The sequence below is a fragment of the Sphingobacterium sp. GQ94 genome (assembly GCF_059758715.1).
Map to the genome: position 1 here is coordinate 66,855 of NZ_JCAXEC010000008.1, position 25,849 is coordinate 92,703.

A 25,849-nucleotide genomic window follows, 5' to 3' on the forward strand; every position below is an offset into this window, starting at 1 on the left:
TTCTGTGAGTAACTAGATTGGAAAACTATATATAGAAAAGCAAATCTGATCCATCCTTTACTCGTTTAACGGGGATGAATAGGGTGATTTTTCATTCCGCTAATTATTATTTACTTTTAACTAATCAATTCGTTAACTTAAGTTTCCCTATAATCAGTTTTTATGAATTTTCTTCTTTTTTTTAAATTAAATGATGTCCTATTTAAGTTATATCCGATAATATATATTTTATGAAACTAGCTATCAAAGGCTTTTTCTTGTTTTTCTCTACTTTTTTTGTTTTGATGGTAGGAGCTCAACAAATGACCATTGATCAATGGGAAAGTGAAGCAAAAACCAATACAAGGCTTAAGCCAAAATATGGGCATATCAAAAAAACAGAGACTCAAAATAAAATGGATCAAGAATTCATTGGTAGCGTTTTAAAAAATTTCACACCTAGAGAAGCCTCAGATAAACTTATAAAAGCTGGCTTCCGCTATTTAAATACTGATTTGAAGGTAGCGATGTACCGTTTTAACCAAGCCTATCTGCTTGATTCAACCAATACAGATATCTACTGGGGATTTGGAGGGGTGTATATGACGTTGGGAGACCGCCAGAAAGCAAAAGCACAATACGAAGAAGGGCTTTCTATAAACCCAGATAATACGCACCTGTTAACCGATTATGGATCGTATTTTATGGCCCAGTATCAAAGCCTGCAAGCTAATGACAATGAACAAGCACAAGCCAACCTAGAGGCCGCAATAGGTCAATTATTAAAATCTTATAAAATAGATTCAAAGAACCAAAATACGACTTACAAACTTTCTATATGTTACTTAAATAAAGGAGATTGTCAGAATGCATGGAAGTATTATGAGGAATGTAAATCGCAAGGGGGAAATCCAATTTCGGAAAATTACACAAAGTTCCTGATGCAGAAATGTCCGAGATAGAGATGATCTATTTCCGAAAAATCGTAAATAATTACCTTTTTTAGGCCTTTCTTTGGAGGGATATGCTATATTCACTAATTGATACTAAATTATAACGTTGTTTTTTGATTGAACTCCTTTTACCGGAGCCTATTTTTTTATTTCCTAAGTGCTATTTATGTTAATTGATCAACCATCAAACCAAGCTGCTAAAAAGTCCGTTCCTAATTTAAAATTTTACCAACAATTGTATGTCCAGGTTATTTTTGCGATTGTCGTGGGAGTCGTGCTTGGTCATTATTATCCAGAAATTGGCGAGAGCATGAAGCCATTAGGTGATGGTTTTATTCAACTGATCAAGATGATTATTGCTCCGGTTATCTTTATTACGGTTTCTACAGGTATAGCCTCGATGGGAGATACTAGAAAAATAGGAAGAGTCGCCGGGAAATCTTTAGCTTATTTTATTACTTTTTCGACACTTGCTTTAATCCTTGGTTTGCTGGTCAGTAATTTAGTGCAACCTGGAAAAGGTCTACATATCGATCCGGCTACTTTGGATATTGCGAGCGTATCCGATTATATCTCTGAGGCGAAAGATACCAGTTTGAAGAAATTTGTGATGGGGATTATCCCTCAAACGTTAATTAGCCCTTTGAGCGGCACCAATATTCTTCAAGTTCTGCTCACAGCCATATTATTTGGGATAGGAATTTCCTTAACCATAGAAAAAAGTAAGCCAGTTTATGACTTTCTACAAGCATTGGCCTTCCCGATCTTTAAGATTGTTGGCTTGTTGATGAAATTAGCTCCCATTGGTGCATTTGGTGCAATCGCATTTACAATAGGTAAATATGGTATCGACTCCTTAACAAATCTGTTATTTCTTGTGGGGACTTTTTATGCTACCGCTCTGATTTTTATTTTGGTCATTTTGGGAGCTGTCGCTAGGTATAATGGATTTAGCATTTTAAAATTATTGAAATATTTAAAAGAGGAGTTATTTCTTGTTCTCGCTACAAGTTCCAGTGAATCAGCCTTACCCTCTCTGATGGATAAGATGGAACATGCTGGTTGTGCTAAACCTGTAGTTGGGTTAGTCGTTCCAACCGGCTATTCGTTTAATTTGGATGGGACGAATATATACATGACCCTAGCTGCTCTTTTTATTGCTCAGGCATGTGACATTAACTTGGGGCTAGAACAACAAGTTTTGCTTGTCCTAGTTGCTATGCTGAGTAGCAAAGGTGCTGCGGGTGTTTCAGGTGCAGGATTTATTACTTTGGCGGCGACTCTAGCGGTTGTTCCAGAAGTACCAATAGCTGGAATGACTTTGATATTGGGGGTAGATAAATTTATGTCTGAATGCCGGGCGTTAACAAACTTTATCGGAAATGCGGTTGCTACAATTGTTGTTTCAAAATGGGAGGGACAACTGGATACTGCACAATTGGATGAGGTTTTACAGGGGCAGGATTTTGAATAACTAGGTAAATAGCTATCTAGGCATGAAGAAAAATACTTCTTATCTTACACTCCATTTAATATAAAACCATTGGCCTTTTTAGTTTAAATAATTAGAGCGTTCTCTTCTCTTACGGCTCTAATCTATTTATTTTATTTGTGAATCGTTTGTATTTTTGAAGAGCATAAAAGGTAGGTTTGTCATTTTTTTTATGTTTAAAAAAATTAATTTTTGGATGTTAAAATAGATTATTTCCTTAAAAAATTAGGAAGATATCGATATATTAATATTAACTTAACAACACAATTTTATTTTTGACCTAAATTATTAATTGCCTAACCTAGCTCTCAAAATGAAACATTTAGATGATGTTGAATTATTTAAAAGGATAAAAATGGATGATCGATTAGCCTTTACCGAGCTAGTAAATCGATACACAAATGTATTATTTTTTGCCGTCAATAACCGAATCCATTGTGTTGAGGATGCAGAGGAAATTATACAAGATGTTTTCTCATCTTTTTGGTTTAAGCGTAAAAAATTACAATTTGAGGGGTCGATTTATCCCTATTTATTTAAGGCAGTAAAATACGAAACAATTGATTGGTTTATTCGTGAGCAGAGAAATCAAATTAAATTAGTAGAGGTACAAAAACATTTGTTTAGTAGTGCCTATTCGAACTCAACTGAAGATGAGTTGATAGCAAAAGAACTCGCTTTTTATCTTGAAAAAGAAGTTGATAAGATGCCTAAAACAATGAAGACTGTTTATGGCTTAAGTAGGAACGGCCGAATGTCAATAAAAGAAATTGCAACCCAGCTAGCTCTTTCAGAGCAGACCGTAAAAAATAATATTTCAATTGTACTCAATAAGTTGAAATTAAAATTAAAATAACTTTTTCTGAAATTTTTTCGGTACCTCCCTCTGTATTTTTAGGTTATACTAATATGCCCGGATATGAAAAGGATAAAACATTAAAATCATTATTAGAAAAATTTCAGCAAGGGAAGTGTACTCCAGAAGAAATCGATTTAATTAATCACTGGTTTTATGCTTTAGCAGAACATGACGATAAGGCTTTTTCAAATGCTGATCACATAGATCTTGCAAAGCGTATAAATGCTCGGCTCCAGGTGGAGTTATTTAAAAATGAAAATGAAAGAAAATCAAATTTTTTCAATTCATACTATTGGCTAATAGCTGCTGCTGCTAGTGTCATTTTTGCTTTTTTGGGATTCTTTTTTTTAAAAGAAAACCAGAATGTAAGGACAAGTCAAGAGAGCTTTGCAAAATTGGATCCGCAAACCGGTGACATTTCACCTGGAATTAATTATGCCCAACTATCTTTTGAAGATGGGACAACATTAGAAAAACCCGATAGTAATTTTACTACTTATCGTAATCGTGCGGAAGAAACATTGCTTTTAAAGGTTCCAAATGCAGCCACATATTCAGTCATTTTAGAAGATGGAACAAAAGTTTGGTTAAATTCTGGAAGCAAAATCAGCTACCCAGCGAAGTTCAGTATAAACGAGCGTAAAATAAAGTTGGATGGTGAGGCTTATTTCGAGGTTGCAGAAGAGCGGAAACGACCTTTTATCATTTTAGCCAAAGAAACTCAAATAGAAGTTTTGGGTACATCTTTCAATGTGAATGCTTATCAAAAGGAAGTTTCCACAACTCTATATGAGGGTTCAGTTAAAGTTATAGCGGGTGAAAAAACGAATGTCATTATACCTGGTCAAGAAGCTGTCTCTGATCAAAATCATATTCAAATTAAAACACCCAATTTGTTAAAAAATATAGCGTGGCAAAAAGGTGAATTTTATTTCGATGGACAAAATTTAAATGAAGTTTTTAAACAAATTCAAAGATGGTATAATGTTGAAATTCCTGAGGCCGAATCAACCGAATATTCCACTTCATTTAAGGGAAGTATTTCAAAGCAACAATCTTTATCCAGTGTTTTGAAAATTTTAAATCTTGCCACTGGACGATCCTATATTATTGAAAATCGGACGATAAAAATAAGATGATTTTTTATAAAACCTAATTATAATTATATGAGATAAAAATAAAAATAATTGCCTGAATTCGAAAAAAGGGGATGTTGACGCATCCCCCAGAATAAAAGGTGAAAATCAAATTTGAAAACAGATTCTATTACCCTTTAACAATTACAAATTTATGATTTATTTTTCTCCATTTTCGAGGCAGAGAGAAGAATTACCTCTTATAGGTCATTTTGCCTTAAAAATCTATCTATTAATGAAACTTACCTTACTATTAGTTTTCGGATTATCTCTAGGTGTATATGCCGCGACAAACGCTCAGACTGTAAACCTACGGATGTATAATGCACCATTGGAGCACGTTTTAGAAGAGATTTCAAAACAAAGTAAACTTCGACTATTTTATGATGAAAATATTGTAAAACACATCAATATTGATCATATCAACGTGACCGATGTTACAGTCCCCTCAGCACTTGAGAGTATGCTGAAAGATAAAAACTTGAACTATAAAATTATTGACAATACAATAGTCATCTCGCAAAGACAACAAAATGAGATTGTGGTGAGTGGGTATGTCCGAGATTTAAATGGCCCATTGATTGGGGTGAGTATACTTGTTGAAGGTTCCGTACACCTTCAAACAAAAACGGATAAAAATGGATACTTTTCTATTCGAATTCCAGAAAGTTCTACCATGATATTTAGGTATTTAGGTTATGGTGAGAAACAATTGAAAATAGAAAAAGAGGGTACGATAGAGGTTTTTCTAACAAGCACCTTGTCTGAGGTGGAGGAGATTGTTGTTGTTGGATATGGAACGCAGAAAAAGATAAACTTAACCGGGGCTGTTGATCAAATTGATAGCAAAAGACTCGAAACGTTTAAAACCACAAATTTAGGAGAAGCATTAGCTGGTCAGGTTGCCAATTTGAATATTGGAGTGAGTGATGGTAAACCAGGCCGGTCTGCGTCATTCAATATACGCGGGAATACCTCTATTAATGGGGGATCTCCCTTAGTCTTATTGGATGGGGTACCAATAAGTGATTTTGAATTGAACAATATTTCTCCTCAAAGTATTGAAAATATTTCAATTCTTAAGGATGCTTCCTCTGCAGCGATATATGGTGCGAGGGCTGCCTATGGAGTGATCTTAATCACTACCAAGGAGGGCAAGGAAGGGAAAGCTCAAGTTAATTACAATAACAACTTTAAATGGGGAAAAGCAACTCGAATCCCGAAAGTATACAAAGGATTAGACTATTTGGAGATCCAGGAACGTGAATTCAACGGAAATATTGGACAGACCTATTTTACGAATCCGCAAGTTCAATATCCTTATGATGTAGCCAATGATCCAACACTACCTCTATATGATTTGCAGAACATTGGTGGAAAATCGACTTTGTTATTAGGGGGGCCGGTGATCAATTATTACGAAGAATGGTTTCGAGAGTTTACTCCTGAACAAAATCATAACCTCAGTGTTCGAGGAGGATCTGATAAGTATAAATATTTTCTTTCAGGAGATTATAATAATGAACAAGGAAATTTGAAGTTTAAGCCTGAAAAAATCAACCGATTTAATGTGAGATCAAATAATAGTTTTCAAGTATCGGATTATGTGACAATTTTCAGTAAGAGTTCAGTCTCTATGCGTAGAGATGATATTCCAAATACTTTTTTGTATAATTTTAGTTCAAATCCTTGGCGCTTTATTGATAATACCAATCCGTTGCTTCCTGAAACTATTGAGGTCGATGGAGAAACAATTCCGACAGATATTGGATTTTATCGCCAGTTCATCGAGAAACAATCTGAATATAAAACCAACACAAGTAGTTTCCTGAATACTTTTGGGACAGATATTAAATTGCTGGATCAGGCACTTACTGTTCATGCGGATTTATCGTATTTGTATTATCATTGGTATAGAAATAGATGGTGGGATAATACAGGCCCATACTTATCACATTCTTTTAATAATAGAAATACGATACTATCACATTATGCCGATGCCGGACCTGCAAAAATTTATAAAAGTAATACCGAATCCGAGACCATTAATGTGAATGCTTATGCGAATTATAAAAAATCATTTAACAAGCATAATTTTGATATTACTTCTGGTTTTACATTTGAGAAATACAATAACCACTATGAAACCGTAGAACATCAAAATCCCATTCTTGGATTGGATGAACATTCCCTTAATTTAGCAACGGGCCTATTTGATGCGAGTGATGATGATGATAAATATACCAATAGAAGTATCTTTTTGAGGACAAACTATAATTTTAATGAACGGTATTTATTGGAATTAAATGGAATGCATAATCTCACCTCTAAATTCATGAAGCAAAATAGAGGTGCCTATTTTGGGTCAGCGTCAATAGGATGGAGAATTTCAGAGGAAAACTTTTTTGAACCTTTGAAAAGCGTTGTTAATAATTTGAAAATCAGGGGATCATATGGTGCTTTAGGTAATCAAAACATTGGTTCTTTTGACTATCTATCTATATTGAATATGAGTAGATCCAATTATATTTTGGATGGAGACCAATATACCTACACCGCTGTGCCAAATCCTAAATCTGAAAATTTTACTTGGGAAACTTCAAAAACTATTGACATAGGTTTAGATGCTAGTTTGTTTAATAACCGGATGGATCTTGTTTTTGACTTTTACCAAAGAAATACAAATAATATGCTTGCCCCGTTCCATTCTTTACCATCGGTTTTTGGAGCGGCCGTACCCAAAGAAAATATTGCATCATTACGAAATCGAGGCTGGGAAATTACCTTAGGTTGGCAAGATCAAATTAATGGTGTTTATCCACTTCAATATGGAATCCGATTCAACCTATCAGACTACAATTCCATTATCACTGACTACTACAATCCTACGAACTATTTGGGAGATTATTATGTTGGCCAGAATTTGGGTGAAATATGGGGATTGAATACTTTAGGTCTTTTTCAAACAGATGAACAGGCCAAGAACAGTCCATTACTTCAGACCAGTTCATATAGACAATTTGCGGGAGCCGGGACTATAGAATTCGAAGACTCCAATCATGACGATGTTATCAGTCGCGGTGATTGGACTATTGATGATCATGGTGATTATAAAATAATCGGAAATAGTACTCCACGATATCAATATGGTATAAACTTAAATTTGACTTACCGGGGGTTTGATGTAAATGCCTTTTTTAAAGGGGTAGGCAAAAGAGATATCTATCCTTCCTCTGAAACCACAAATTTCTGGAGCTCCTACAATAGAAAATACCAAGTATTACTTGAGCATGTCGTTGAAAATAGGTGGACGCCAGAAAATCCCAATGCCTATTTTCCTAAACCACAAGGGTATATTGCCTTAGGAAACAATGATTTAGGAGTTCCTCAAACAAGGTATCTACAAAATGCATCGTTTTTAAGATTGAGTAACTTGATTATAGGATACACCATTCCATCGAAGGTTTTTAACCACAAAATCAACCAAATACGCTTATATGCGGCAGGGACAAATCTTTTTGAATGGACAAAACTCCATAAGACTTTAGATCCTGAAGGATTAGCGAAAGATCCAGACGCTAATCAAGGTAGTGTTGGCATGGGTACTGCTTATCCAATACAAAGGACCTTCGCATTTGGAATTGAAATTGGTTTTTAATATTGATTACTATGAAAAATAAACTGATAATATACTGTTTGACAGTATTAATTTTTACCTCATGTGAATCCCAATTTGATGTTTTTCCAGAAACACAAGTTGCAGAATCACCTGCATTATTTAAAAATGAAGCGAGTTTGAGAACCTTCTCTGATGGATTTTACAATTACCTTAATTTTAACAGCATAAAGGATGATAAGTTTTCTGATAACATGGAACACATTACCAATCCTCCAGCGATTAGGTCTTCAAATTATACTTTACCTACAGCCTTAGGTAGTGGCGGATGGAGTTGGAGCGAATTAAGGAATTTGAATTACTTTATTCAGAATGTTAATGAACATACAGAAGATTTAGAACTCAAAAATAAAAATTTAGCATTGGCTAAGTTTTTTCGTGCCTGGTTCTATTACGATAAAGTAAAAACTTTTGGAGATGTTCCGTGGTATTCTGTAGCATTGAAAACCTCCGACGAAGATTTATTATATAAACCTCGGGATTCTAGGACGCTTGTAATGGACAGTGTTTTAAATGATTTAGATTTTGCAATTCTTCATTTGGGAGAAGAAACAAGTAAAAATAGGATAACAAGATGGACCGCGCTAGCTCTAAAGTCTAGAATTGCATTATTTGAAGGGACATATAGAAAATACCATAAATATGCGAACCTTCCTGATGCTGACAAGTTTATCACAGAAGCCAGAGACGCCGCAAAGGAACTTATTGACGGAAAAAAATACGCTTTATATACTTCAGGTAATTCTAAAACAAGTTATGCACAGATGTTTCAAGGAGCAGATGCCCCAACACGTGAAGTTATTCTAGCAAGATCATCAAGTCAGAATTTTATCTATTACACGCCCGAATTTACCTCAACTTCAAATGGTAATTATGGGGCCACACATTCCTTAATAAGTGACTATGCGATGATAGATGGGACCTCGTATTTCAAAACGAATTCTGGAAATATTGAGTCGATTCCTTATTTCCAAGAATTTCAGAATAGAGATTATAGGTTACAGCAGTCAGTTGTATTCCCGGGATATGTCAGAATCGGTACAGCGAATAAAGCTGTGAATGATTTTGCGGAAAATAGAACAGGCTATCAAGTGACTAAACGAGTTGGCCCACCTATTGAAGATCAAGGGAGTGATAGTCGAGATGTAATATTAATTCGATATGCTGAAGTCCTTTTAAACTATGCGGAAGCACAAGCATTATTAGGGGAGTTAAGCCAAGGTGATTTGGACTTAAGCTTAAACCCAATTCGGGAACGTGCTGGTATCACCCAGAAGTTAACAATTCCGCTACAAACAGATCAGTTGCAATTGAGTAGATATAAACGAACAACTGATCCCGCGGTTTTAGAAGTATGTCGTGAGAGGAGGGTAGAGTTGGCTTTTGAGGGATTCCGTAGAGACGATTTGCTCCGATGGAATGAAGGACAGCTCTTCAGAACAGATTATACAGGCATTTACATTAAAGGATTTAATCAACTCATCGATTTGGATCAGGATGGTTCTGCAGATCTGTATGTTATTAAAAGTACCGAGAATGCTCCTAGCAATAAGGTTCCAGGGGTGCAATATTTTAAACTCTCTAGTGTCAATGGTTTATCCAATGGCGAATCAGGTAGACTTGTCCCTTACACAACCCAGAAAAAGAGTTTTGAAAATTGGGAATACTTAAGCCCCATTCCACTAGAAGAGTTGACGCTTAATCCTAATCTGATCCAAAACGAAGGCTGGGATAAATTTTAATTATTATGAATAGAAAAGAAATTTTAATCTTATTATTTGCGATTTTAAGTGTTCATTTTTCTAATGGACAACAAATTCTTCAGCGCGGGTTTCTTGTCGCTTGTGGAGATGATAAGCTATTGATAATCGATCCAGCCAAATCGGATGACAGCCATACCGAGATCCTTTGGGAATGGGAAGCCATGAAAGCCAATGATATTCCCGCCGAGATTAAAAATTCCCTTAAAAGTCTGGATGAATGTAAGCCTGTCATGGAAAATAGAAAAATTCTTGTAAACTCTTCTTCCGGAGCGACGGTGTTGGTGGATATTGCAACAAAAGCAGTAGAATTTTATGCAAAAACGCCAATGGCTCATTCTGTTGATCTTCTTCCTAATAACCGGATTGCAGTAGCCAATTCTACTCATTCACAGGGAAATAGCCTGGAGATTTATGACCTCTCTCAAAATAATACAATTGTTCTAAAAGATACGTTATATTCAGGACATGGTGTGGTATGGAATCAAGAGCAAGAAATTCTGTATATCCTAGGAATGCAATTGTTAAAGGCTTATTCGCTGAAAAACTGGGACACGAAAAACCCGAGTTTATCTTTGGAAAAATCTTGGAAAATTCCAGACATTAGTGGACACGATCTATTTAAGGTTTCTGAGAATGTATTGTTAATTACAACTCATAATAACGTGTTTACTTTTGATACAAAGCATGAAAAATTTGCTGTATTCGAGCCCATGAAGGGTAAAAAAGATGTGAAATCTATTAATTATTTTCCAGAATCTAACAGTCTGATATATACGATTGCTGAAGAGAGTTGGTGGACCAATAACATTTATATCTCCAGCTCGAAAAAGACGTTAAAGCTTCCAGACTTAAAATTGTATAAAGTAAGGGTTGCTAATTAAAGAAAGGTCAAAATGATAAAACGATGGGCATTGATTTTTCAATGCCCATTCTGTTGTGAGTTGTTTATGAAATGCCTAAGATCTCTTTGTTAAAATTTTCGTCTGTTCCTGTTGCAGCAAAATCATCAAAGGCCTTTTCGGTAACTTTGATAATATGGTTTTTTATGAATTCTGCCCCCTCGGTCGCTCCATCAACACTGTTTTTAAGTGCACATTCCCATTCTAATACTGCCCATCCCTGAAAATCGTAGGCCGCTAATTTGCTAAAAATACCTTTGAAGTCAACTTGTCCATCTCCTAATGATCTGAATCGTCCGGCTCTTTCTACCCAGCCGCTATATCCTCCATACACACCTTGCTTCCCATTTGGATTAAATTCTGCATCCTTAACATGAAACATTTTTATCCGTTCATGGTAATGATCGATGTAGCTTAAGTAATCCATGCCTTGAAGTAATAAGTGTGAAGGATCATACAATAAACAAGCCCGTGGGTGATTTCCAGCAGCCTCAAGGAAACGTTCATAACTTACCCCATCATGAAGGTCTTCTCCAGGATGAACTTCATAACAAAGATCGACCCCTTGTTTGTCAAATTCATTCAATATTGGGAGCCAACGATGAGCAAGTTCTTTAAATCCAGTTTCCACGACACCAGCAGGACGTTGCGGCCAAGGGTAAACCATATGCCATAATAAGGCTCCACTAAATGTCGCATGTGCGTTTAGACCAAGGTTGGAGGAAGCCTTTGCGGCAAATATCAATTGTTGAGTTGCCCACTCTGTTCTGGCTTTGGGATTGTTTCTAACGTGTTGCGGTGCAAAACCATCAAAAAGTTTATCATAAGCAGGATGAACAGCAATCAATTGACCTTGAAGATGCGTTGAGAGTTCAGTGATTTCAAGTCCGATATCCTGTAATTTTCCTTTTATTTCATCGGCGTAGGTTTTACTCTCTGCCGCTTTTTGTAAATCAAAATATGTTGGATCATTAGTTGGTATTTGTACGCCTTTATATCCTAGGGACTTAACCCATTTCCCTATGTTTTCAAGCGTATTGTAGGGTTGTTCTTCTGCCACAAATTGGGCTAGAAATATTCCCGGTCCTTTTATTGTCTTCATAAATTAATCGTTTTTTAAAGATAATAAAATTAAGATAGAGTACTCCCAAATTCTGAGGGTCTCTTTCCTGTGGTTTGTAAAAAAGTGTTTGAAAAGGCTGCAATGCTTTTATAACCCACAGCATAAGCAATTTCACTGATGCTCATCTTCTGAGTAAGAATCAGTTCAATGGACTTAATGATTCGGACAGTTTTTATATACTGGATGAAAGAACTGTGCATTTCGTTTTCAAAAAGTCGACTTAAAGTCCTAGCACCAATATTGAAGAGGCTGGCGATTTGAGTTAATCGGAGTTCTTTGGATGGGTTGTCTGTTATGTATTGAAGTATAGGTTTTAGAATATGGTGTTGAGAGATGGGCAGGTTAAGGGTGAATTTAACCGGACTCAAAATAGGTAAAAGTTGAACCAGTGAGCTTAAAAATGAATATTGCACCTCTTTTTCTTGATAAGTAGAATTCCCCGCAAATTTTAAGGATTCAATTAACAGCGGATGAGCCGGAAAAATACCCAATTCCTGGTGATGACTCATGAAGTTATCGTTTGAGATCGGGATGAAAAGGTTTCTGACCAACACATGTTGCGTTTGCTGATGGCTAAATTTGTGAGAAACATAGGGGGGTATCCAGACATAATGAAAAGAAGGGATGAAATAGGTCCTATCTTTCGTGTGTAAATAGGAAAGACCTCCCTCTATGAGAGTAAGCTGAGCTTTCTTGTGTGTGTGAAAATCAATAATTTCAGGATTCATCTGAAAGCTCAGTATATTCTGATCATCCTGATTGACAATATTTAAGAAATCGCTTACCATCTTATAAAGTTACACATTGATTAGGCTATAATAATATAATAAATGTCAATTTATATAAAAAAGGACTTTTAAAAATTCACGACCTTTGCTTTTGAAATGAATAACTCAAAAATCTGGACCAAAGACTTCATTCTATCCTGCTTAGGATGCTTCTTTTTATTTGTTAATTTTTACATGCTTCTTGCATCAATGCCGTTGGCTATTAAACAAAATATGGCGGGAAGTCCGAAAGACATGAGCTTGGTTGTATCTATCTATATTTTTGGTGTAGTTTTGTTAAGACCATTTTCAGGTATAATTTCGGATCAGATAGGTGCTCGAAAGATTACCTTAATCACGCAATTGCTTTTCGTGGTATGCACCTTTTTATATTTGGGTACCTCAGGCATTGTCCCATTGTTAATTCTTCGTTTAATTCATGGGATTTTTCATTCCCTATCTACAACTTCTCATGCTGCAATGGGAATCAATTTGGTTCCCAGTTCAAAAAAAGGAGAAGGAGTTGGGTATTATGGCTTAGCTATGAGCCTCTCGATGGTCTTGGGACCAGCTTTAGGCTTATATGTATTAAACAATCTTGGGTATAATTACTTAATAGCTGTTGCTGGTTTTTTTTCGGCAATAAGTTGGCTTTTTACACTCATGACCTCGAAACCTACGGGATTCATGGAGATTGATGATCAGAATATGAAGATAAAGAAGCGTTTTATGTTGTCTAATTTTATTGAACCTAAAGCAATACCTGTTTGTCTATCAGCATTGGTCTTCTCTTTTTCATACAGCTCTTTGATTTCATTTATGGCCGTGTATACTTCCAGTCTAGGCAAAGCCCAGGGTGCTATGTATTTCTTTATCTTTTTTGCCATTAGCATTTTAGTTACCCGTCCTATAATTGGGAAGCTATTGGATAGTAAAGGACCGAGTTTTTTGATGTTTCCCTCTTTATTAATTTTTATCGTGGGTTTAATCCTTCTAGGTACGTCTACTTCCGTGTTTCAAATTATTTTATCAAGCTTGTTTCTGGGAATTTCTTACGGGGCAATATTTCCTAGTTTTCAAACCATAGCTATCCGTCTGAGTCCTGCTGATAAAGCGGGTTCAGCAATGGCAACCTTTTTCTTATTTTACGATGCAGGGTTTGGATTAGGAGCCTTTTTGCTGGCTATGGTGGCCTCTCTAACGGGCTACGCGATGATGTATATGTTTGTTAGCTTACTGATATTGCTTGCTCTATTTTTATATTATTTTTTATATCATCGAAAACATCCGCGCGGGTTATCTACTTAAATATGTTTGGCTAATTCTGACTTATTTGCCTATTTTATTTTTTATACAGCGTTATAAGCTATCCTGATTTTTTTTATCTATTTAACACTTATTGGCATAGAGATTGGAAAGTATGAGTCAAGATATAGATTTTAAAACTAGCGATAATAGAATGAAAAAGTTAATGATATTGGGATTTATAGCACTTGGTTTTACTTCATGTAGTAAAGAAACATTGGATAGTGCTGGTCGAGATATAGCTCAAAATGTAATTAGAAGCTCCGAGTGGAATAATGTTGTCCGGGTTGAGACGGTTGGGGGTGAAGAAGTATTGCGAGACACCATTGTTGGAAGCTCTGAAGGTAATTATCTAGATTTCGACAAAGACGGATATGCATATATTTACGATGGAAAAGGCGGTACCACATCTGTAGCGTATGACATGCCTACAAGTAAGTCCATGAATTACGGTGGCGTTTCCTATCAAATTAAGGAAAACATTATTCAATCAACTATTAAATTTACATTGGAAAACACAACTGCAGGTAAAACCACAACGATCCAGTTTAAACGAAAATAAATTTTACTATATACGAAGATTAGCGCTTGCTCTAGGGTAGGCGCTTTTTTTTTGCAGTTTTAGTTGTCTTACTCAGGGCGCTAATTGTTTTTTTGTTCTATCCAGAGGGATAAATATTTGCTTGCAGCAAATTGTTTGCTCCAAAGTATCTGACCAATAAAATTACGATTTCTATGGTGAACTAATTGTGTCGAAATTTTTTTTAATTTAATTTGAAAATCCGAAATATGGTTCGCTTTTGACAGACTTGTAAGAATTTTTTCTCCTTTTTCTACTGCTTTCAACCATATTTCCTGCTGTGAATATAGTTCAATTGCCATTTGGATCGTTTCCATTGCGTCTTGAGTAATAAAACCATTCCAGTCAACATCTATCCCTATTCCTTCAGCCCCAATAGCGCTACTCACTGAAGGTGTTTTTGCATACAAAGCATCAATGAATTTCCCCTTCAAACCTGCCCCGAAAGGGATTGGTGCTAATAATACGCGATATTTGGCTATTGTTTGGATGGCATCGTCTGCTCTTCCTTTTATATAAAACCCTTCTTTGGGATTGTTCAGCTGAAAAACTTTCTGACTAGGATATGCACCATAAATGTGAAGCTCTGCTTTGGGAAGTGCTTTTCTAATCGCTGGCCATATCTTTTTTAATTCTTGTACAGTCTTCCAGTTCGGCTCGTGCAAGAAATTACCTATGAAAATAAAATTCGATCGATTTTCAAAAATTGTTTTTTGTTTTTTTGCGTATAAATCCGCTTTGACTTGGAAAGGTAAATAGATTAGAATTTCTTTGCTTATCGAAAATCGTTCTGTCAATAGCTTTTCTTCATAACTCGAAATTATGATCGAAAGATCAGAGCGTAGGATGGATGATAACTCTCTTTTAGTAAGATTATTATATAATAAATCTTCGTTGAAATCTTGGTTCCTCTTGTATGCTTCTTCTCGCGCGTGTCTAAGAAAATGAAGATCCTCTGTGTCTAATATCCGGAGGGCCTCAGGGCACTCCTCCATGACACGCCAGCTGTATTGCTCTTCAATTATAAAGCGGTCAAATAGTACAATCTCAGGATTTAGTTCTTTGATGTATAGGTTAAAAGAAGAATGGTTTAATTCAATTTGTTGTTCGATGATACCCTTCTCAACTAGAGGGAAGGAATATGGAGATTTACTCGCCGCGCAAGCAAAATGTATTTGATATCCTTGTTCTAAAAAAAAATCAATTAAATGAATCATTCGCCATCCAGCTGCTGAGGAGGTCGGTTCTGGCCATACCATCCCAATGATAAGTAATCGTTTTTCCATCCTGCAAATTAACATTTTTATTATCGTCTTAGGGGTGGATTTTATTTTCATTAGCTTTGTGTATAATTTGAAGAAAAATGTTAGGACTAAAATTACTGACCGATCCCCGCTGGGCAAATATTGCAGAGTCAAATCTTGAGGAAATTTTGACAGATCATGCCTGGTGTGAACAAAAGGCGGCTTCAAATGCAATTTCTTTAATTACACAGAATTCTGAACATGAAGATTTGGTTCATGAATTGACCGCAATTGCTATTGAGGAAATGGAGCATTTCAGAATGGTTATTGATATCATTAAAGAAAAGGGATATACTTTAGGTCGCGAGCAAAAGGATGACTATGTAGGACAATTAATGAAATTTTCCAAAAAAGACGGTTCCAGGAACATGGCCTTTATTGACCGATTACTTTTTGCAGCTATGATTGAGGCCAGAAGTTGTGAACGTTTTCGGGTCTTGTCTCGAAATATTAAAGATGAATACTTAAAGAAATTTTATCACGATCTGATGGTCTCCGAAGCCAATCATTATACGACTTTTCTAAACTTTGCTAAAAAGTACAGTGTTGATGTAGATGTGGAGAATCGTTGGAAAGAATGGTTGGATTTTGAGGGTCAATTAATCCAGTCTTACGGGAACAAGGAACAAATTCACGGGTAGTCTTTCTTATCATACATCAATTCTTATGAGTATTTTCGGAATTATCTTTGTATTGAAATAATAATTATCAAGATGATGGAATTAGGAATAGGAATGTTTGGAGATTTACAAATAGATCCTCAAACAGGTAAAATACAATCCACTCAACAAAGACTTCAAGAAATAATTGAAGAAGTCAAATTGATGGACCAGGTAGGCGTAGACTTCTTTGGAATTGGAGAACATCACCGTTCTGATTATGCCGTAGCATCCCCTCAAATTATTCTGGCAGCTGCAGCAACAGTGACCAAAAATATAAAATTAGGAAGTGCTGTTTCAGTGTTGAGCTCTTCTGATCCAGTTAAATTATATCAAGATTTTGCTACAGTAGATTTAATGTCCAATGGTCGAGCAGAAATTATGGCTGGCAGAGGATCATTTATTGAATCGTTCCCTCTTTTTGGGTATGACTTAAAGGATTATAGCAGCTTATTTGAGGAAAAGCTAGAACTTTTATTGCGAGTGAAAAGTTCAGAAACAGTTAATTGGACAGGGAAACATCGTGCAAGTTTAGTAAATCAACAGGTATATCCTAGGGCAACTCAAGGGGGATTACCCATCTGGATTGCCGTTGGGGGAACGACCGAATCGGTTATACGCGCTGGTAAATTAGGTTTACCTGTCATGTTTGCTATTATAGGTGGTTCACCTGTTAATTTCAAACCTTTATTTGAAATCTATGAGCAGACCTATCAAGATAATGGTCACGACATGAAAAACTTTCAAGTAGGTGTTCATATGCATTCCTTTTTCGGCCAGAACTCCAAGGAAATAGCAGATTGGTACTATCCTTATTACTCTGCACAAATGAATCGAATCGGTGCCTCAAGAGGATGGCCGAGTTACCAAAAAACCCAATACGATTATGGCCGTTCAAGACATGGACATCTTATCATTGGAGATGTAGAGGAATCAGTAGAGAAAATCCTTCAAATGAAAGAGAATTTTGGGTTGAGTCGTTTTTCCGCCCATATGGATGTAGGTAGTCCGGATCATTCAAAAATGATGAAAGCGATCGAAATTTACGGAGATAAAATTATTCCAAAAATTAAATTGGCCTTGAAATAGGTCAAGGTTTCACAAATCAAATAATAGAAACCGAATAAAAAATACCTCAAAATATACCATAAATACGGTATATTTTTGGGGTTTTTTAATTGGTGGTTTTTTGGTTTGGACCGAAAGTCATGAAGAAATACACCTCGGCTCAACTTAATTTTTTTGTGATGGGAATTGTTTAAAAGTCAACCATTACTATCAATAAATGCTTGCTTGGCCATTCTTTATAGGCTTACGGATAGGATTTATAGGGTTTCGAATCGGATTTTGACCAATTTTACATAGAGCTTATATTTTTTGATGTATCTTTGCATGGTGGAAAATACAATAAAATTGGTCGATATCAGGAGTTTGAGTCTAACTCAATTAAAAGAGTCCCTTGTCAACATTGGTGAACAGGGATTCCGGGCAAAGCAAATCTACGAATGGCTTTGGCAAAAATCCTGTACCGATTTTGATCAAATGAGTAACCTGAGTAAATCTTTGAGAGAACATCTGAAGAATCATTTTGTCATCCACTCAGTTCAAGTAAAAGAATCCCAAATTAGTTCCGATAAAACCATTAAGAGCACCTTTAGGCTTTATGATGGAAATGTCATCGAAGGGGTGTTAATTCCCGCTGAAGATCGCATGACGGCATGCGTTAGCTCTCAGGTTGGTTGTAGTTTGACCTGCAAATTCTGTGCAACGGGGTATATGGATCGAAAGCGCAATTTAAATGCAGACGAGATTTATGACCAAGTCGTTTTGATTGCTAAACAAGCAGAAGAAAAGTATAATCATCCACTAACTAATATTGTATACATGGGTATGGGAGAACCCTTGCTGAACTATAGCAATATGATAAAATCGGTGGAGCGTATTACTGCTGTTGACGGTTTAAACATGGCTGCGAAAAGGATAACAGTTTCCACCGCTGGTATAGCTAAGATGATCAAAAAATTAGGCGATGATGAAGTCCGTTTTAATTTAGCGTTATCTCTTCACGCAGCTAACGATAAAAAGCGAAACGAAATTATGCCAATCAATGAGCAGAACTCTTTAGCAGCACTGGCCGAGGCGTTGAAATATTTTTATGCAAAAACGAAAAACCCAATTACATTCGAGTATATTGTATTCCATCATTTTAACGATGAATTGCAGGATGCAAAGGAACTGGCTAAGTTTTGTAAGAATGTTCCATGTAAGGTAAATATCATTGAATATAACCCAATTTCACTCGCTGATTTCGTGAATGCGGATGCGGATAAAATTGAACAATTTGCTAGTTATCTCCGTTCCCAAGGAGTTATCACCAATGTTCGTCGAAGTCGAGGAAAAGACATTGATGCAGCCTGCGGTCAACTCGCCATTAAAGAAGAACAAGAAACTACCAACTAAAGCTCAAGTTACCTTGGTAGCGTAAGCTGGATTTTTTTGAAGTTTACAAGTTATTCCCGAATTGAACCGATTTAATTTTTGGCCAGAGAAATTGGTAAAAAAAATCAACGTATAATTTTTTGTCAGGAATATTGCGTCCTTGGGTTATAGAGCACTAAATAGCTAAATAAGGCCATTCCTATTCCAACATAATCTGCAAAAATATCCCACCAATCCGACCGTCTTGTGCTTGTTAAATACATTTGTGCCGCCTCAGTCATAAATGCAAAAAAGCTAACAATAATCAATACCACAAAAATGGTTTTTATTTTTGTGGCTCTTCGCTTGGTGTCAAGTACTCTTCCAAATAATATTAAAGTAGTCAACAGGTAGAATGATCCAGCATGGACCATTTTGTCGAAGCCTGGGAAATAATCTGCTGATGGTAGGTCATTTGCTGGAAGCATTAACAGGACCACCATCACGATAGCCCACAGTAACGCCCAAGAATAATTTATAATCCAATTCATTGCTTATAAAAATCGGATTTAAAACCCAGATTAAAAAACTATTTGCATTTTATTTGATTTTTGACTGTAAATTTTATCATATTTATAAAAATTTTTTACCTGAATATCAATGCTTTATGAAATTTTATTGAAAATATATAGTACTATGTATTGCAAAGTACTATAGAAAGGCCATATCTTTGTATAGTATGATAGCAGAAAACACGCAAACCCAAATGAGGAAAGGAATACTGGAATACTGTATTCTATCTATAATTTCTCGGGGAGAAATATATGCCTCAGACATCATCAGAGAATTAAAAAAAGCTGAGTTGTTAGTGGTTGAAGGTACACTCTATCCTTTGTTGACTAGGCTTAAGAATAATGGTTTGTTAAGTTATAGTTGGAAAGAGTCTACCTCAGGGCCACCAAGAAAATATTATGAAATAACTTCCCAAGGGATGGAAGTTCTTAAAAAACTGGATGTTACGTGGAAAGAGTTAGTCTTTGCCGTTCAAATATCCTTAGAAAATCGTGAAGTCTAACCTCTCTTAACTAAATAGCCATGAACAAAACAATAATTATAAATATAAACAGCATTGTATTCCACATTGAGGAAGATGCGTATGAGAATCTTCGATCTTATATGATTGAAATAAAAAAACATTTCGGCAAATCTGAGGATAGTAAAGAGATCCTTGAAGACATTGAAAATAGAATTGCTGAGATGTTTTCAGAACGAATCCAATTGGGTCGAAAAGAAGTCATCAATATTGAAGACGTTAACCAAGTTATCTCGCAAATGGGGCGTGTGAGTGATTTTGAAACCGAGATTTTGGAGGATGAAGCAAATTCGGAAACCAATGAAGCAAATCCTGAAAATTTTAATGAACCCTCTGAACCTTCTTACCAGGAAGGCATACCTTCAAACGAACCGGATTATTCTTCCTTAATCGCAAAGAAACTTATGCGGGATATGGATGATAAGGTCTTTGGTGGGGTATGTAGTGGTTTAGGACATTATTTCAATATTGAAACCAAATGGATTCGGGTTATTTTTGTGTTGTTTTTCTTATTTGGTGGATCAGGAATCCTGTTGTATTTTGTGTTATGGGCAGTAATGCCAAAAGCTCAATCTCGTGCGGATAAATTGAGTATGCGTGGTGAAAAGGCAAATTTGCAAAATTTCAAAAAATCATTTGATGAAGAGATGAAAGGCCTTCGCGAAAATTTTTCGGGAACCGGCGAGCAATTTAATCGAGGAGCTCGTTCGGTAGGTGATATTATTTTTCGCCTTTTCTCGGTCCTTGGAAAGATCTTTTTCATTTTTGTTTTAATCATAGCCGGGGCGACTTTGATTGGCGTGTTTGTGTTCTTAGTATTCAATGTTTTGAATATCATGGGGTATAAAAATGATATTTATTTTCCACCTTTAGAAGTATTAGAACCAACATCAGCATTTTTTGCAATACTAGCGGGTTCTTTGGCTGTTTTTATTCCATTTCTTGCTTTGTTTTTTGTGATGCTTCGTGTCATCTTTAAAACCAGGCCAATGAATAATTATGCGAGTATGACTTTGCTTGCTACTTGGATTGTGTCGATTGTTATGATCTTGTATTTTGTTATAAGCACTATTCAAGAGTTTAGGGAGGTCAGTACAATTAGCGTGGAAAAACAACTAGAAAACAAGGAAATATTTTTGTTTTTAGAAAATGATGTTCGCGTAATTAAAGCCTCCGACGAAGATTTTACCAAAAAGGGGTTCAACTTGAATTTGGAAAATAAAAATTTTCCTGATGTGCTGCGAAATGATATCTCCATTCGTTTTGAATCCATTGATTCCTTAAAAAAACCATATTTGCAATATAATTATGAGGCAAAAGGTAAAACGTATAATCAAGCATCCGAAAGAGCTTCAAAAATCAATTATAAGGTTAGCCAACAAGGAGAAAATATCATTTTTGATAGTCATTTTTCTGTTCAAGGCGATCAGCTTTCTAGAGAGCAAAAGGTGTCAATCGCTGCATTTTTGCCTATTGGAACCAAGGTTTTCCTAGACGAAGGACTAAGTCACAAAGTGCGTGGAATATGGGCACATGAATGTAAATCCGATCAAAATAAATATTCAGAATGGATTATGACTAAAGAAGGTCTAAAGTGTGTTCTCAAATTGGAAGAACAAAGAAAAGAAGAGGCTGAGAAGCTTCTAAAAGAACAGGAGGAAGCGAAAAAAGTAAGTGAAAAAGCAACGGAAGTTCTTGAAGAGAAATCTGAAAAAAATATTCAGGTTGATGTAACCCAAGTATAGGAATTCACGTCTTATAAAAAAATATACCTGCTGATGCTGTTAATCAGCAGGTCAATCAATTTAAATTTATTTAACTAACCAAAAAAATGGGACGAACGATCATTATGGTTGTGATATTTATTGTTGGCATCGTAAGCAATACATTCGCAACCGCTCAAGATGCCGACATCAAAGGAAAAGTAATTGACCAAAATAACCAGGCTATTGCCTCAGTTTCGGTATATCTTATGTCAACTACTGGCGATATATTAATTAAAAGTGCTGTAACCGACGAGCAGGGGAATTATCATATTATCAGTGCACCAAAGGGTAATTATTATGTCCAGGCAAGTGCAATTGGCTATAGTAAAGGAAAATCTGTGGCTTTTGAATTAACGGATAAAACATATTTGGTAGAAAATATCCAAATTAGCAGCGATAGCGAAAGTATTGAAGCTGTGACGGTGCAAGCACGCGTTCCATTGGTTCAAAATGTAAACGGTAAACTCGTGTTGAATGTTGAGAATTCAACTTTAGCCGCCGGTAATAATGCGCTTGAAGTGGTAAAACGTGCCCCTGGAGTAAGCGTTGATAAAGATGATAATCTACAGTTGATGGGTCAACAAGGAGTGAATGTTACCATTGATGGCCGTCAGACGTATATGTCTGGTGATCAATTGACTACGTTTTTAAAATCAACCGATGCAGGTCAGATCAAAAGTATTGAGGTTTCTACCAGTAGAGAGGCAAAAGATGATGCTCAAGGATCCGTTGGGACAATTAATATCGTTTTAAAGAAAAATAAAACCGAAGGATTTAATGGAGCTTTTGTGGTAAGCGCTGGACATGGCAGATATTTCCGTGGCAATAGCTCACTGAATTTAAATTACAAAAAAGGGAACACAACCTTATTTGGTTCTTATGCTTATGCTGATAATAAACGCAAAACGGATTTAAGTTTAGAAAGAATAATATCAAATGAAGGAGTAGATAATTTCTTTGATCAGAATGCTGCATTAATAGAAAAAGATAGAAATCATAATTATCGTTTCGGGATAGAACAGAAGACCTCGGAAAAGAATACCATGTTGTTGCAGTTTACTGGGAACAATGAGAATGAAATTATGGATAATATTAGCCAGTCTGATATTGGGATTGTAAATGGATCAATCGATTCCATCATGAGGTCCAATTCCCATAGTAATGAATTATTTAACCGATATTCTGCAAATTTCAATAATGAGTATAAAATTGACACCTTAGGAAGTAAGCTAACTTTAGACTTAGATTGGAGTAAGTTTAAAACTTCAACTGAGGTCAATTATCGTTATAGAACTGAAATGCCAAATGGTGAATTACTATATCCTGAGGAACTGGAGCTCAATAAAATGCCTGTGGGAATAGATATTTACGTTGGGAAGATTGATTATGTCAAACCTTTCAATAAAAGTAAAATTGAGGCGGGTGTAAAATATAGTAACGTAAAATCTGATAATAATCTCGTTTTTGAACAATTTATAGATGGCAATTGGCAAGATTATCCGGGTAGATCAAATCATTTTATTTATACCGAACAAATATCAGCAGGTTATCTAGATTTCAGTACTGCTCTAGGAAAATGGTCAGTGAAGGCCGGTCTGAGAGCTGAACATACCATTTCTGATGGACATTCCATCACAAAAGATAGTAAAGTTAAACGTGATTACTTGGATTTCTTCCCTTCAGCAAATCTAGGGCTCAATATCAGTCAAGATCATGTTTTGACTTTAGGATATGCTAAAAAAGTAACTCGACCAAATTATCGTTATTTAAATCCATTTAGGTATTACATAGATAAATTAACTTATCAAGAAGGTAACCCTTACGTTAAACCTGAATATACAGATGGTTTCACTTTAAATTATACCCTAAAACAACGGTACAATTTTACGTTAGGAACGGATATTACAAATGATGCAATGGTGGAAAGCATGGGACAAGATTCTGTCACTAAAGCTACCTGGATCACCCGGGAAAATTTGGCCCAATCTGTAACCTCTTATTTGAATATGAATATACCACACCAAATTGGAAATTTTTGGACAATGAATAACAATGTAACGGGTATTTACATGCATTTCAAAGGACCAATTGCGGGACATTATGCTGATATGGGTTCATTCTTTGTTCAGGCTAACAGTATGCATACCTTTAAACTAAGAAGTAACCTTTCGGCTGAAGTAAATTTGAATGGGAGTACCCCATTTATATACAATGTATATAAGATTGAAGGAAGATTTAATACGGATATAGGGTTAAATTATAACTTTAAAGATGAGAGGAGTTCTCTAAAATTAGCGGTGAGTGATGTTTTTCGTTCCAATAGAAATAATTTATCTACTGATTTCCAGGAGTTTAATTCGAAAATTAGGCAATACAACGATAGCCAAAGCGTTCGAATTACATTCAATTATAAGTTTGGGAATCTTAAACAGCAATTTCAAAAGAAAGAATCCAGTAATGATGAGAAGGAAAGGGCGAATTAATAAAAAAGGCTTTGTTTCAATGTTTAGTTAAGTTAAAGGTCATAGGCTCCCAACCTGTGGCCTTTTAACTTTTAAGAGTCGGAGTAATTCTATGAGTTGCATTGAAAACTTGGTTATCAATTATTTCCGCAATAATTTGGACCTGATCATTAAGGTTAAATAGTTGAGCTTATTTCCCTTTTAAGAAAAAGGGAAATAAGCCTTAGCATTATAGTAACAGATATCCTGAATTATTTTCCCAATCCATTTGGTGTCATTGGGAAGCTCTCCATTAATAACGTCTTGGGCAAATATATTGCATAATATTCGGCGAAAATATTCATGTCGGGGGAAGGATAAAAAGCTTCTGGAATCAGTCAACATCCCTACAAACTGGCTAATTAATCCAATGTTTGATAAGGTATTAATTTGGTTGGTCATCCCTTCTTTCTGATCATTAAACCACCAGGCTGAACCGAATTGCATCTTTCCGGCAATTTCTCCATCGTTAAAATTACCAATCATTGCGGCAAAAAGGTCATTATCTTTAGGGTTTAAATTGTATAATATTGTTTTTGTGAGCTTTTGTTTTTCTGCCATCCTGGCTAAAAATTTAACTAAGCTCTGTCCTTGGGAATAATCCCCAATACTATCAAAACCGGTGTCTGGACCTAAAATGCTTAGGGCCTTAGAATTGGTGTTTCTAAAGGCTCCTACATGATATTGTTGCACCCACCCCTTTTCAAAATCCCATTCGGCTAATTGAACCAATAATGCCGATTTAAAGGTGTTAATTTCCTCAATCGATAAGTCTTGATGTGATCTAACTTTTGTAAAAATATTTTTGACTTGGCTTTCGGTATACTCTTCAGCATATAGATGGCTTAATCCATGATCTGAAATGCAACACCCATTTTCGGCAAAAAAATCATGCCTGGATTTTAATGCATCTATGAAATCTTGATAATTTAGGATATCCATTTGGCTAACCTTAGCTAAGGCATCGGTATATGCATTAAAATTCTTTGTGCTTTCAGGACTCATTGCCTTGTCCGCTCTAAAGGCAGGAAACATTTTGAAGTGAGAAGGATTAGCTGCATACTGCTGATGATAAGCTAAGGAATCGATTGGATCGTCTGTCGTGCAGATCACCTCAACCTTCATTTTATTTAATAAACCATGTACAGAATAGTCTGAGTCAAGTAAATTCTCATTGGTTTTCTCATAGATTTGATCTGCATTCTGTGCATTCAAGAGATCATGGATGTTGAAATACCGTTGTAGCTCGAGGTGAGTCCAATGATATAACGGATTACGCATGGTATAAGGGACAGTCTCTGCCCATTTTTGAAATTTTTCATTATCGCTCGCTCCCCCTGTAATAAAATGCTCGGGCACACCGTTTGAGCGCATAGCACGCCATTTATAATGATCACCTTGTAACCAAATCTCAGTTATATTTTTAAACTTATAGTTCTCTGCAACTTGATTAGGTGGCAAATGATTATGGTAATCAATAATAGGAAGATCTTTTGCGAACTCGTGATATAATTGCTGTGCAAGAGGGCTCTGTAGAAGAAAATTCTCGTCTAAAAATGGTTTCATATCTCTGGGT

20 protein-coding genes are annotated in these 25,849 nt (G+C 35.8%); 15 read left to right on the forward strand and 5 right to left on the reverse strand.

Going from position 1 to position 25,849, the window contains the following annotated elements; genetic code table 11:
- The first annotated feature begins 230 nt into the window (after window positions 1-230).
- The 7 genes from AC6CHH_RS09180 to AC6CHH_RS09210 all read left to right on the forward strand — a co-directional run bounded on the left by AC6CHH_RS09180 (window position 231) and on the right by AC6CHH_RS09210 (window position 10,739).
- A complete protein-coding gene (locus tag AC6CHH_RS09180; protein WP_498282046.1) occupies window positions 231-941 on the forward strand; it encodes a tetratricopeptide repeat protein in 711 nt (236 codons plus the stop codon).
- 157 nt (window positions 942-1,098) lie between these two features.
- Complete coding sequence (locus tag AC6CHH_RS09185) at window positions 1,099-2,406, forward strand: dicarboxylate/amino acid:cation symporter (protein WP_498282048.1); 1,308 nt, start codon at window positions 1,099-1,101, stop codon at window positions 2,404-2,406.
- Window positions 2,407-2,737: 331 nt separating this feature from the next.
- The gene (locus AC6CHH_RS09190; protein WP_498282050.1) at window positions 2,738-3,280 is read left to right on the forward strand and encodes an RNA polymerase sigma factor; all 543 of its coding nucleotides are present in this window, start codon (window positions 2,738-2,740) and stop codon (window positions 3,278-3,280) included.
- A gap of 53 nt (window positions 3,281-3,333) precedes the next feature.
- Window positions 3,334-4,422, forward strand: a complete 1,089-nt coding sequence (locus AC6CHH_RS09195; RefSeq protein WP_498282052.1) for a FecR family protein — start codon at window positions 3,334-3,336, stop codon at window positions 4,420-4,422.
- Between the two features lie 232 nt (window positions 4,423-4,654).
- Window positions 4,655-8,077 carry a TonB-dependent receptor gene (locus AC6CHH_RS09200; protein ID WP_498282054.1) on the forward strand — a complete coding sequence of 1,141 codons (3,423 nt, stop codon included), beginning with the start codon at window positions 4,655-4,657 and terminating at the stop codon, window positions 8,075-8,077.
- Between the two features lie 11 nt (window positions 8,078-8,088).
- Entirely contained in the window at window positions 8,089-9,837 is a 1,749-nt protein-coding gene (locus AC6CHH_RS09205; protein ID WP_498282056.1) for a RagB/SusD family nutrient uptake outer membrane protein, read from the forward strand.
- 5 nt (window positions 9,838-9,842) lie between these two features.
- The gene (locus tag AC6CHH_RS09210) at window positions 9,843-10,739 is read left to right on the forward strand and encodes a DUF6528 family protein (protein WP_498282058.1); all 897 of its coding nucleotides are present in this window, start codon (window positions 9,843-9,845) and stop codon (window positions 10,737-10,739) included.
- Between the two features lie 64 nt (window positions 10,740-10,803).
- Here the strand turns inward: AC6CHH_RS09210 and AC6CHH_RS09215 are convergent, their stop codons facing one another.
- Together AC6CHH_RS09215 and AC6CHH_RS09220 are read right to left on the reverse strand one after the other, a co-directional pair.
- On the reverse strand, window positions 10,804-11,859 hold the full coding sequence (locus AC6CHH_RS09215; RefSeq protein WP_498282060.1) for a sugar phosphate isomerase/epimerase family protein: 1,056 nt from the start codon (window positions 11,857-11,859) through the stop codon (window positions 10,804-10,806).
- Window positions 11,860-11,888: 29 nt separating this feature from the next.
- Window positions 11,889-12,668, reverse strand: a complete 780-nt coding sequence (locus tag AC6CHH_RS09220; protein WP_498282062.1) for a helix-turn-helix transcriptional regulator — start codon at window positions 12,666-12,668, stop codon at window positions 11,889-11,891.
- 96 nt (window positions 12,669-12,764) lie between these two features.
- Here AC6CHH_RS09220 and AC6CHH_RS09225 point away from each other — a divergent pair, with 96 nt between their 5' ends.
- Together AC6CHH_RS09225 and AC6CHH_RS09230 are read left to right on the forward strand one after the other, a co-directional pair.
- The gene (locus tag AC6CHH_RS09225) at window positions 12,765-13,955 is read left to right on the forward strand and encodes an MFS transporter (protein WP_498282064.1); all 1,191 of its coding nucleotides are present in this window, start codon (window positions 12,765-12,767) and stop codon (window positions 13,953-13,955) included.
- Between the two features lie 151 nt (window positions 13,956-14,106).
- Window positions 14,107-14,514 (forward strand): hypothetical protein, encoded by a 408-nt coding sequence (locus tag AC6CHH_RS09230; RefSeq protein ID WP_498282066.1) that lies wholly within the window; start codon window positions 14,107-14,109, stop codon window positions 14,512-14,514.
- An 80-nt stretch (window positions 14,515-14,594) separates the two neighbouring features.
- Here the strand turns inward: AC6CHH_RS09230 and AC6CHH_RS09235 are convergent, their stop codons facing one another.
- The gene (locus tag AC6CHH_RS09235) at window positions 14,595-15,818 is read right to left on the reverse strand and encodes a glycosyltransferase (RefSeq protein WP_498282068.1); all 1,224 of its coding nucleotides are present in this window, start codon (window positions 15,816-15,818) and stop codon (window positions 14,595-14,597) included.
- 77 nt (window positions 15,819-15,895) lie between these two features.
- On the opposite strand from AC6CHH_RS09235, the gene AC6CHH_RS09240 reads away from it, so the two are divergent.
- The 3 genes from AC6CHH_RS09240 (at window position 15,896) to rlmN (ending at window position 18,955) form a co-directional block, all read left to right on the forward strand.
- Window positions 15,896-16,477 carry a MiaE family protein gene (locus AC6CHH_RS09240; protein ID WP_498282070.1) on the forward strand — a complete coding sequence of 194 codons (582 nt, stop codon included), beginning with the start codon at window positions 15,896-15,898 and terminating at the stop codon, window positions 16,475-16,477.
- 72 nt (window positions 16,478-16,549) lie between these two features.
- On the forward strand, window positions 16,550-17,584 hold the full coding sequence (locus tag AC6CHH_RS09245) for an Atu2307/SP_0267 family LLM class monooxygenase (RefSeq protein ID WP_498282072.1): 1,035 nt from the start codon (window positions 16,550-16,552) through the stop codon (window positions 17,582-17,584).
- 303 nt (window positions 17,585-17,887) lie between these two features.
- Window positions 17,888-18,955: a dual-specificity RNA methyltransferase RlmN gene (rlmN, locus tag AC6CHH_RS09250; protein ID WP_498282074.1), complete on the forward strand. Its 1,068-nt coding sequence runs from the start codon at window positions 17,888-17,890 to the stop codon at window positions 18,953-18,955.
- 122 nt (window positions 18,956-19,077) lie between these two features.
- Here the strand turns inward: rlmN and AC6CHH_RS09255 are convergent, their stop codons facing one another.
- On the reverse strand, window positions 19,078-19,464 hold the full coding sequence (locus tag AC6CHH_RS09255; RefSeq protein WP_498282076.1) for a VanZ family protein: 387 nt from the start codon (window positions 19,462-19,464) through the stop codon (window positions 19,078-19,080).
- Window positions 19,465-19,652: 188 nt separating this feature from the next.
- On the opposite strand from AC6CHH_RS09255, the gene AC6CHH_RS09260 reads away from it, so the two are divergent.
- The 3 genes from AC6CHH_RS09260 to AC6CHH_RS09270 all read left to right on the forward strand — a co-directional run bounded on the left by AC6CHH_RS09260 (window position 19,653) and on the right by AC6CHH_RS09270 (window position 24,255).
- A complete protein-coding gene (locus AC6CHH_RS09260) occupies window positions 19,653-19,988 on the forward strand; it encodes a PadR family transcriptional regulator (RefSeq protein ID WP_498282078.1) in 336 nt (111 codons plus the stop codon).
- Window positions 19,989-20,008: 20 nt separating this feature from the next.
- Window positions 20,009-21,751: a PspC domain-containing protein gene (locus AC6CHH_RS09265; protein WP_498282080.1), complete on the forward strand. Its 1,743-nt coding sequence runs from the start codon at window positions 20,009-20,011 to the stop codon at window positions 21,749-21,751.
- Between the two features lie 86 nt (window positions 21,752-21,837).
- On the forward strand, window positions 21,838-24,255 hold the full coding sequence (locus AC6CHH_RS09270) for an outer membrane beta-barrel protein (RefSeq protein ID WP_498282082.1): 2,418 nt from the start codon (window positions 21,838-21,840) through the stop codon (window positions 24,253-24,255).
- Between the two features lie 180 nt (window positions 24,256-24,435).
- Here the strand turns inward: AC6CHH_RS09270 and uxaC are convergent, their stop codons facing one another.
- Window positions 24,436-25,839 carry a glucuronate isomerase gene (gene uxaC, locus AC6CHH_RS09275; protein WP_498282084.1) on the reverse strand — a complete coding sequence of 468 codons (1,404 nt, stop codon included), beginning with the start codon at window positions 25,837-25,839 and terminating at the stop codon, window positions 24,436-24,438.
- Window positions 25,840-25,849 lie beyond the last annotated feature (10 nt).

Coding starts and splice junctions, on each gene's coding strand:
- AC6CHH_RS09225 (WP_498282064.1), top strand. CDS start 12,765: ATGAATAACTCAAAAATCTGGACCAAAGACTTCATTCTATCCTGCTTA.
- AC6CHH_RS09185 (WP_498282048.1), top strand. CDS start 1,099: ATGTTAATTGATCAACCATCAAACCAAGCTGCTAAAAAGTCCGTTCCT.
- AC6CHH_RS09230 (WP_498282066.1), top strand. CDS start 14,107: ATGAAAAAGTTAATGATATTGGGATTTATAGCACTTGGTTTTACTTCA.
- AC6CHH_RS09195 (WP_498282052.1), top strand. CDS start 3,334: ATGCCCGGATATGAAAAGGATAAAACATTAAAATCATTATTAGAAAAA.
- AC6CHH_RS09260 (WP_498282078.1), top strand. CDS start 19,653: ATGATAGCAGAAAACACGCAAACCCAAATGAGGAAAGGAATACTGGAA.
- AC6CHH_RS09205 (WP_498282056.1), top strand. CDS start 8,089: ATGAAAAATAAACTGATAATATACTGTTTGACAGTATTAATTTTTACC.
- AC6CHH_RS09235 (WP_498282068.1), bottom strand. CDS start 15,818: ATGGAAAAACGATTACTTATCATTGGGATGGTATGGCCAGAACCGACC.
- AC6CHH_RS09265 (WP_498282080.1), top strand. CDS start 20,009: ATGAACAAAACAATAATTATAAATATAAACAGCATTGTATTCCACATT.
- AC6CHH_RS09255 (WP_498282076.1), bottom strand. CDS start 19,464: ATGAATTGGATTATAAATTATTCTTGGGCGTTACTGTGGGCTATCGTG.
- AC6CHH_RS09240 (WP_498282070.1), top strand. CDS start 15,896: ATGTTAGGACTAAAATTACTGACCGATCCCCGCTGGGCAAATATTGCA.
- rlmN (WP_498282074.1), top strand. CDS start 17,888: ATGGTGGAAAATACAATAAAATTGGTCGATATCAGGAGTTTGAGTCTA.
- AC6CHH_RS09270 (WP_498282082.1), top strand. CDS start 21,838: ATGGGACGAACGATCATTATGGTTGTGATATTTATTGTTGGCATCGTA.
- AC6CHH_RS09245 (WP_498282072.1), top strand. CDS start 16,550: ATGATGGAATTAGGAATAGGAATGTTTGGAGATTTACAAATAGATCCT.
- AC6CHH_RS09215 (WP_498282060.1), bottom strand. CDS start 11,859: ATGAAGACAATAAAAGGACCGGGAATATTTCTAGCCCAATTTGTGGCA.
- uxaC (WP_498282084.1), bottom strand. CDS start 25,839: ATGAAACCATTTTTAGACGAGAATTTTCTTCTACAGAGCCCTCTTGCA.
- AC6CHH_RS09220 (WP_498282062.1), bottom strand. CDS start 12,668: ATGGTAAGCGATTTCTTAAATATTGTCAATCAGGATGATCAGAATATA.
- AC6CHH_RS09180 (WP_498282046.1), top strand. CDS start 231: ATGAAACTAGCTATCAAAGGCTTTTTCTTGTTTTTCTCTACTTTTTTT.
- AC6CHH_RS09210 (WP_498282058.1), top strand. CDS start 9,843: ATGAATAGAAAAGAAATTTTAATCTTATTATTTGCGATTTTAAGTGTT.
- AC6CHH_RS09200 (WP_498282054.1), top strand. CDS start 4,655: ATGAAACTTACCTTACTATTAGTTTTCGGATTATCTCTAGGTGTATAT.
- AC6CHH_RS09190 (WP_498282050.1), top strand. CDS start 2,738: ATGAAACATTTAGATGATGTTGAATTATTTAAAAGGATAAAAATGGAT.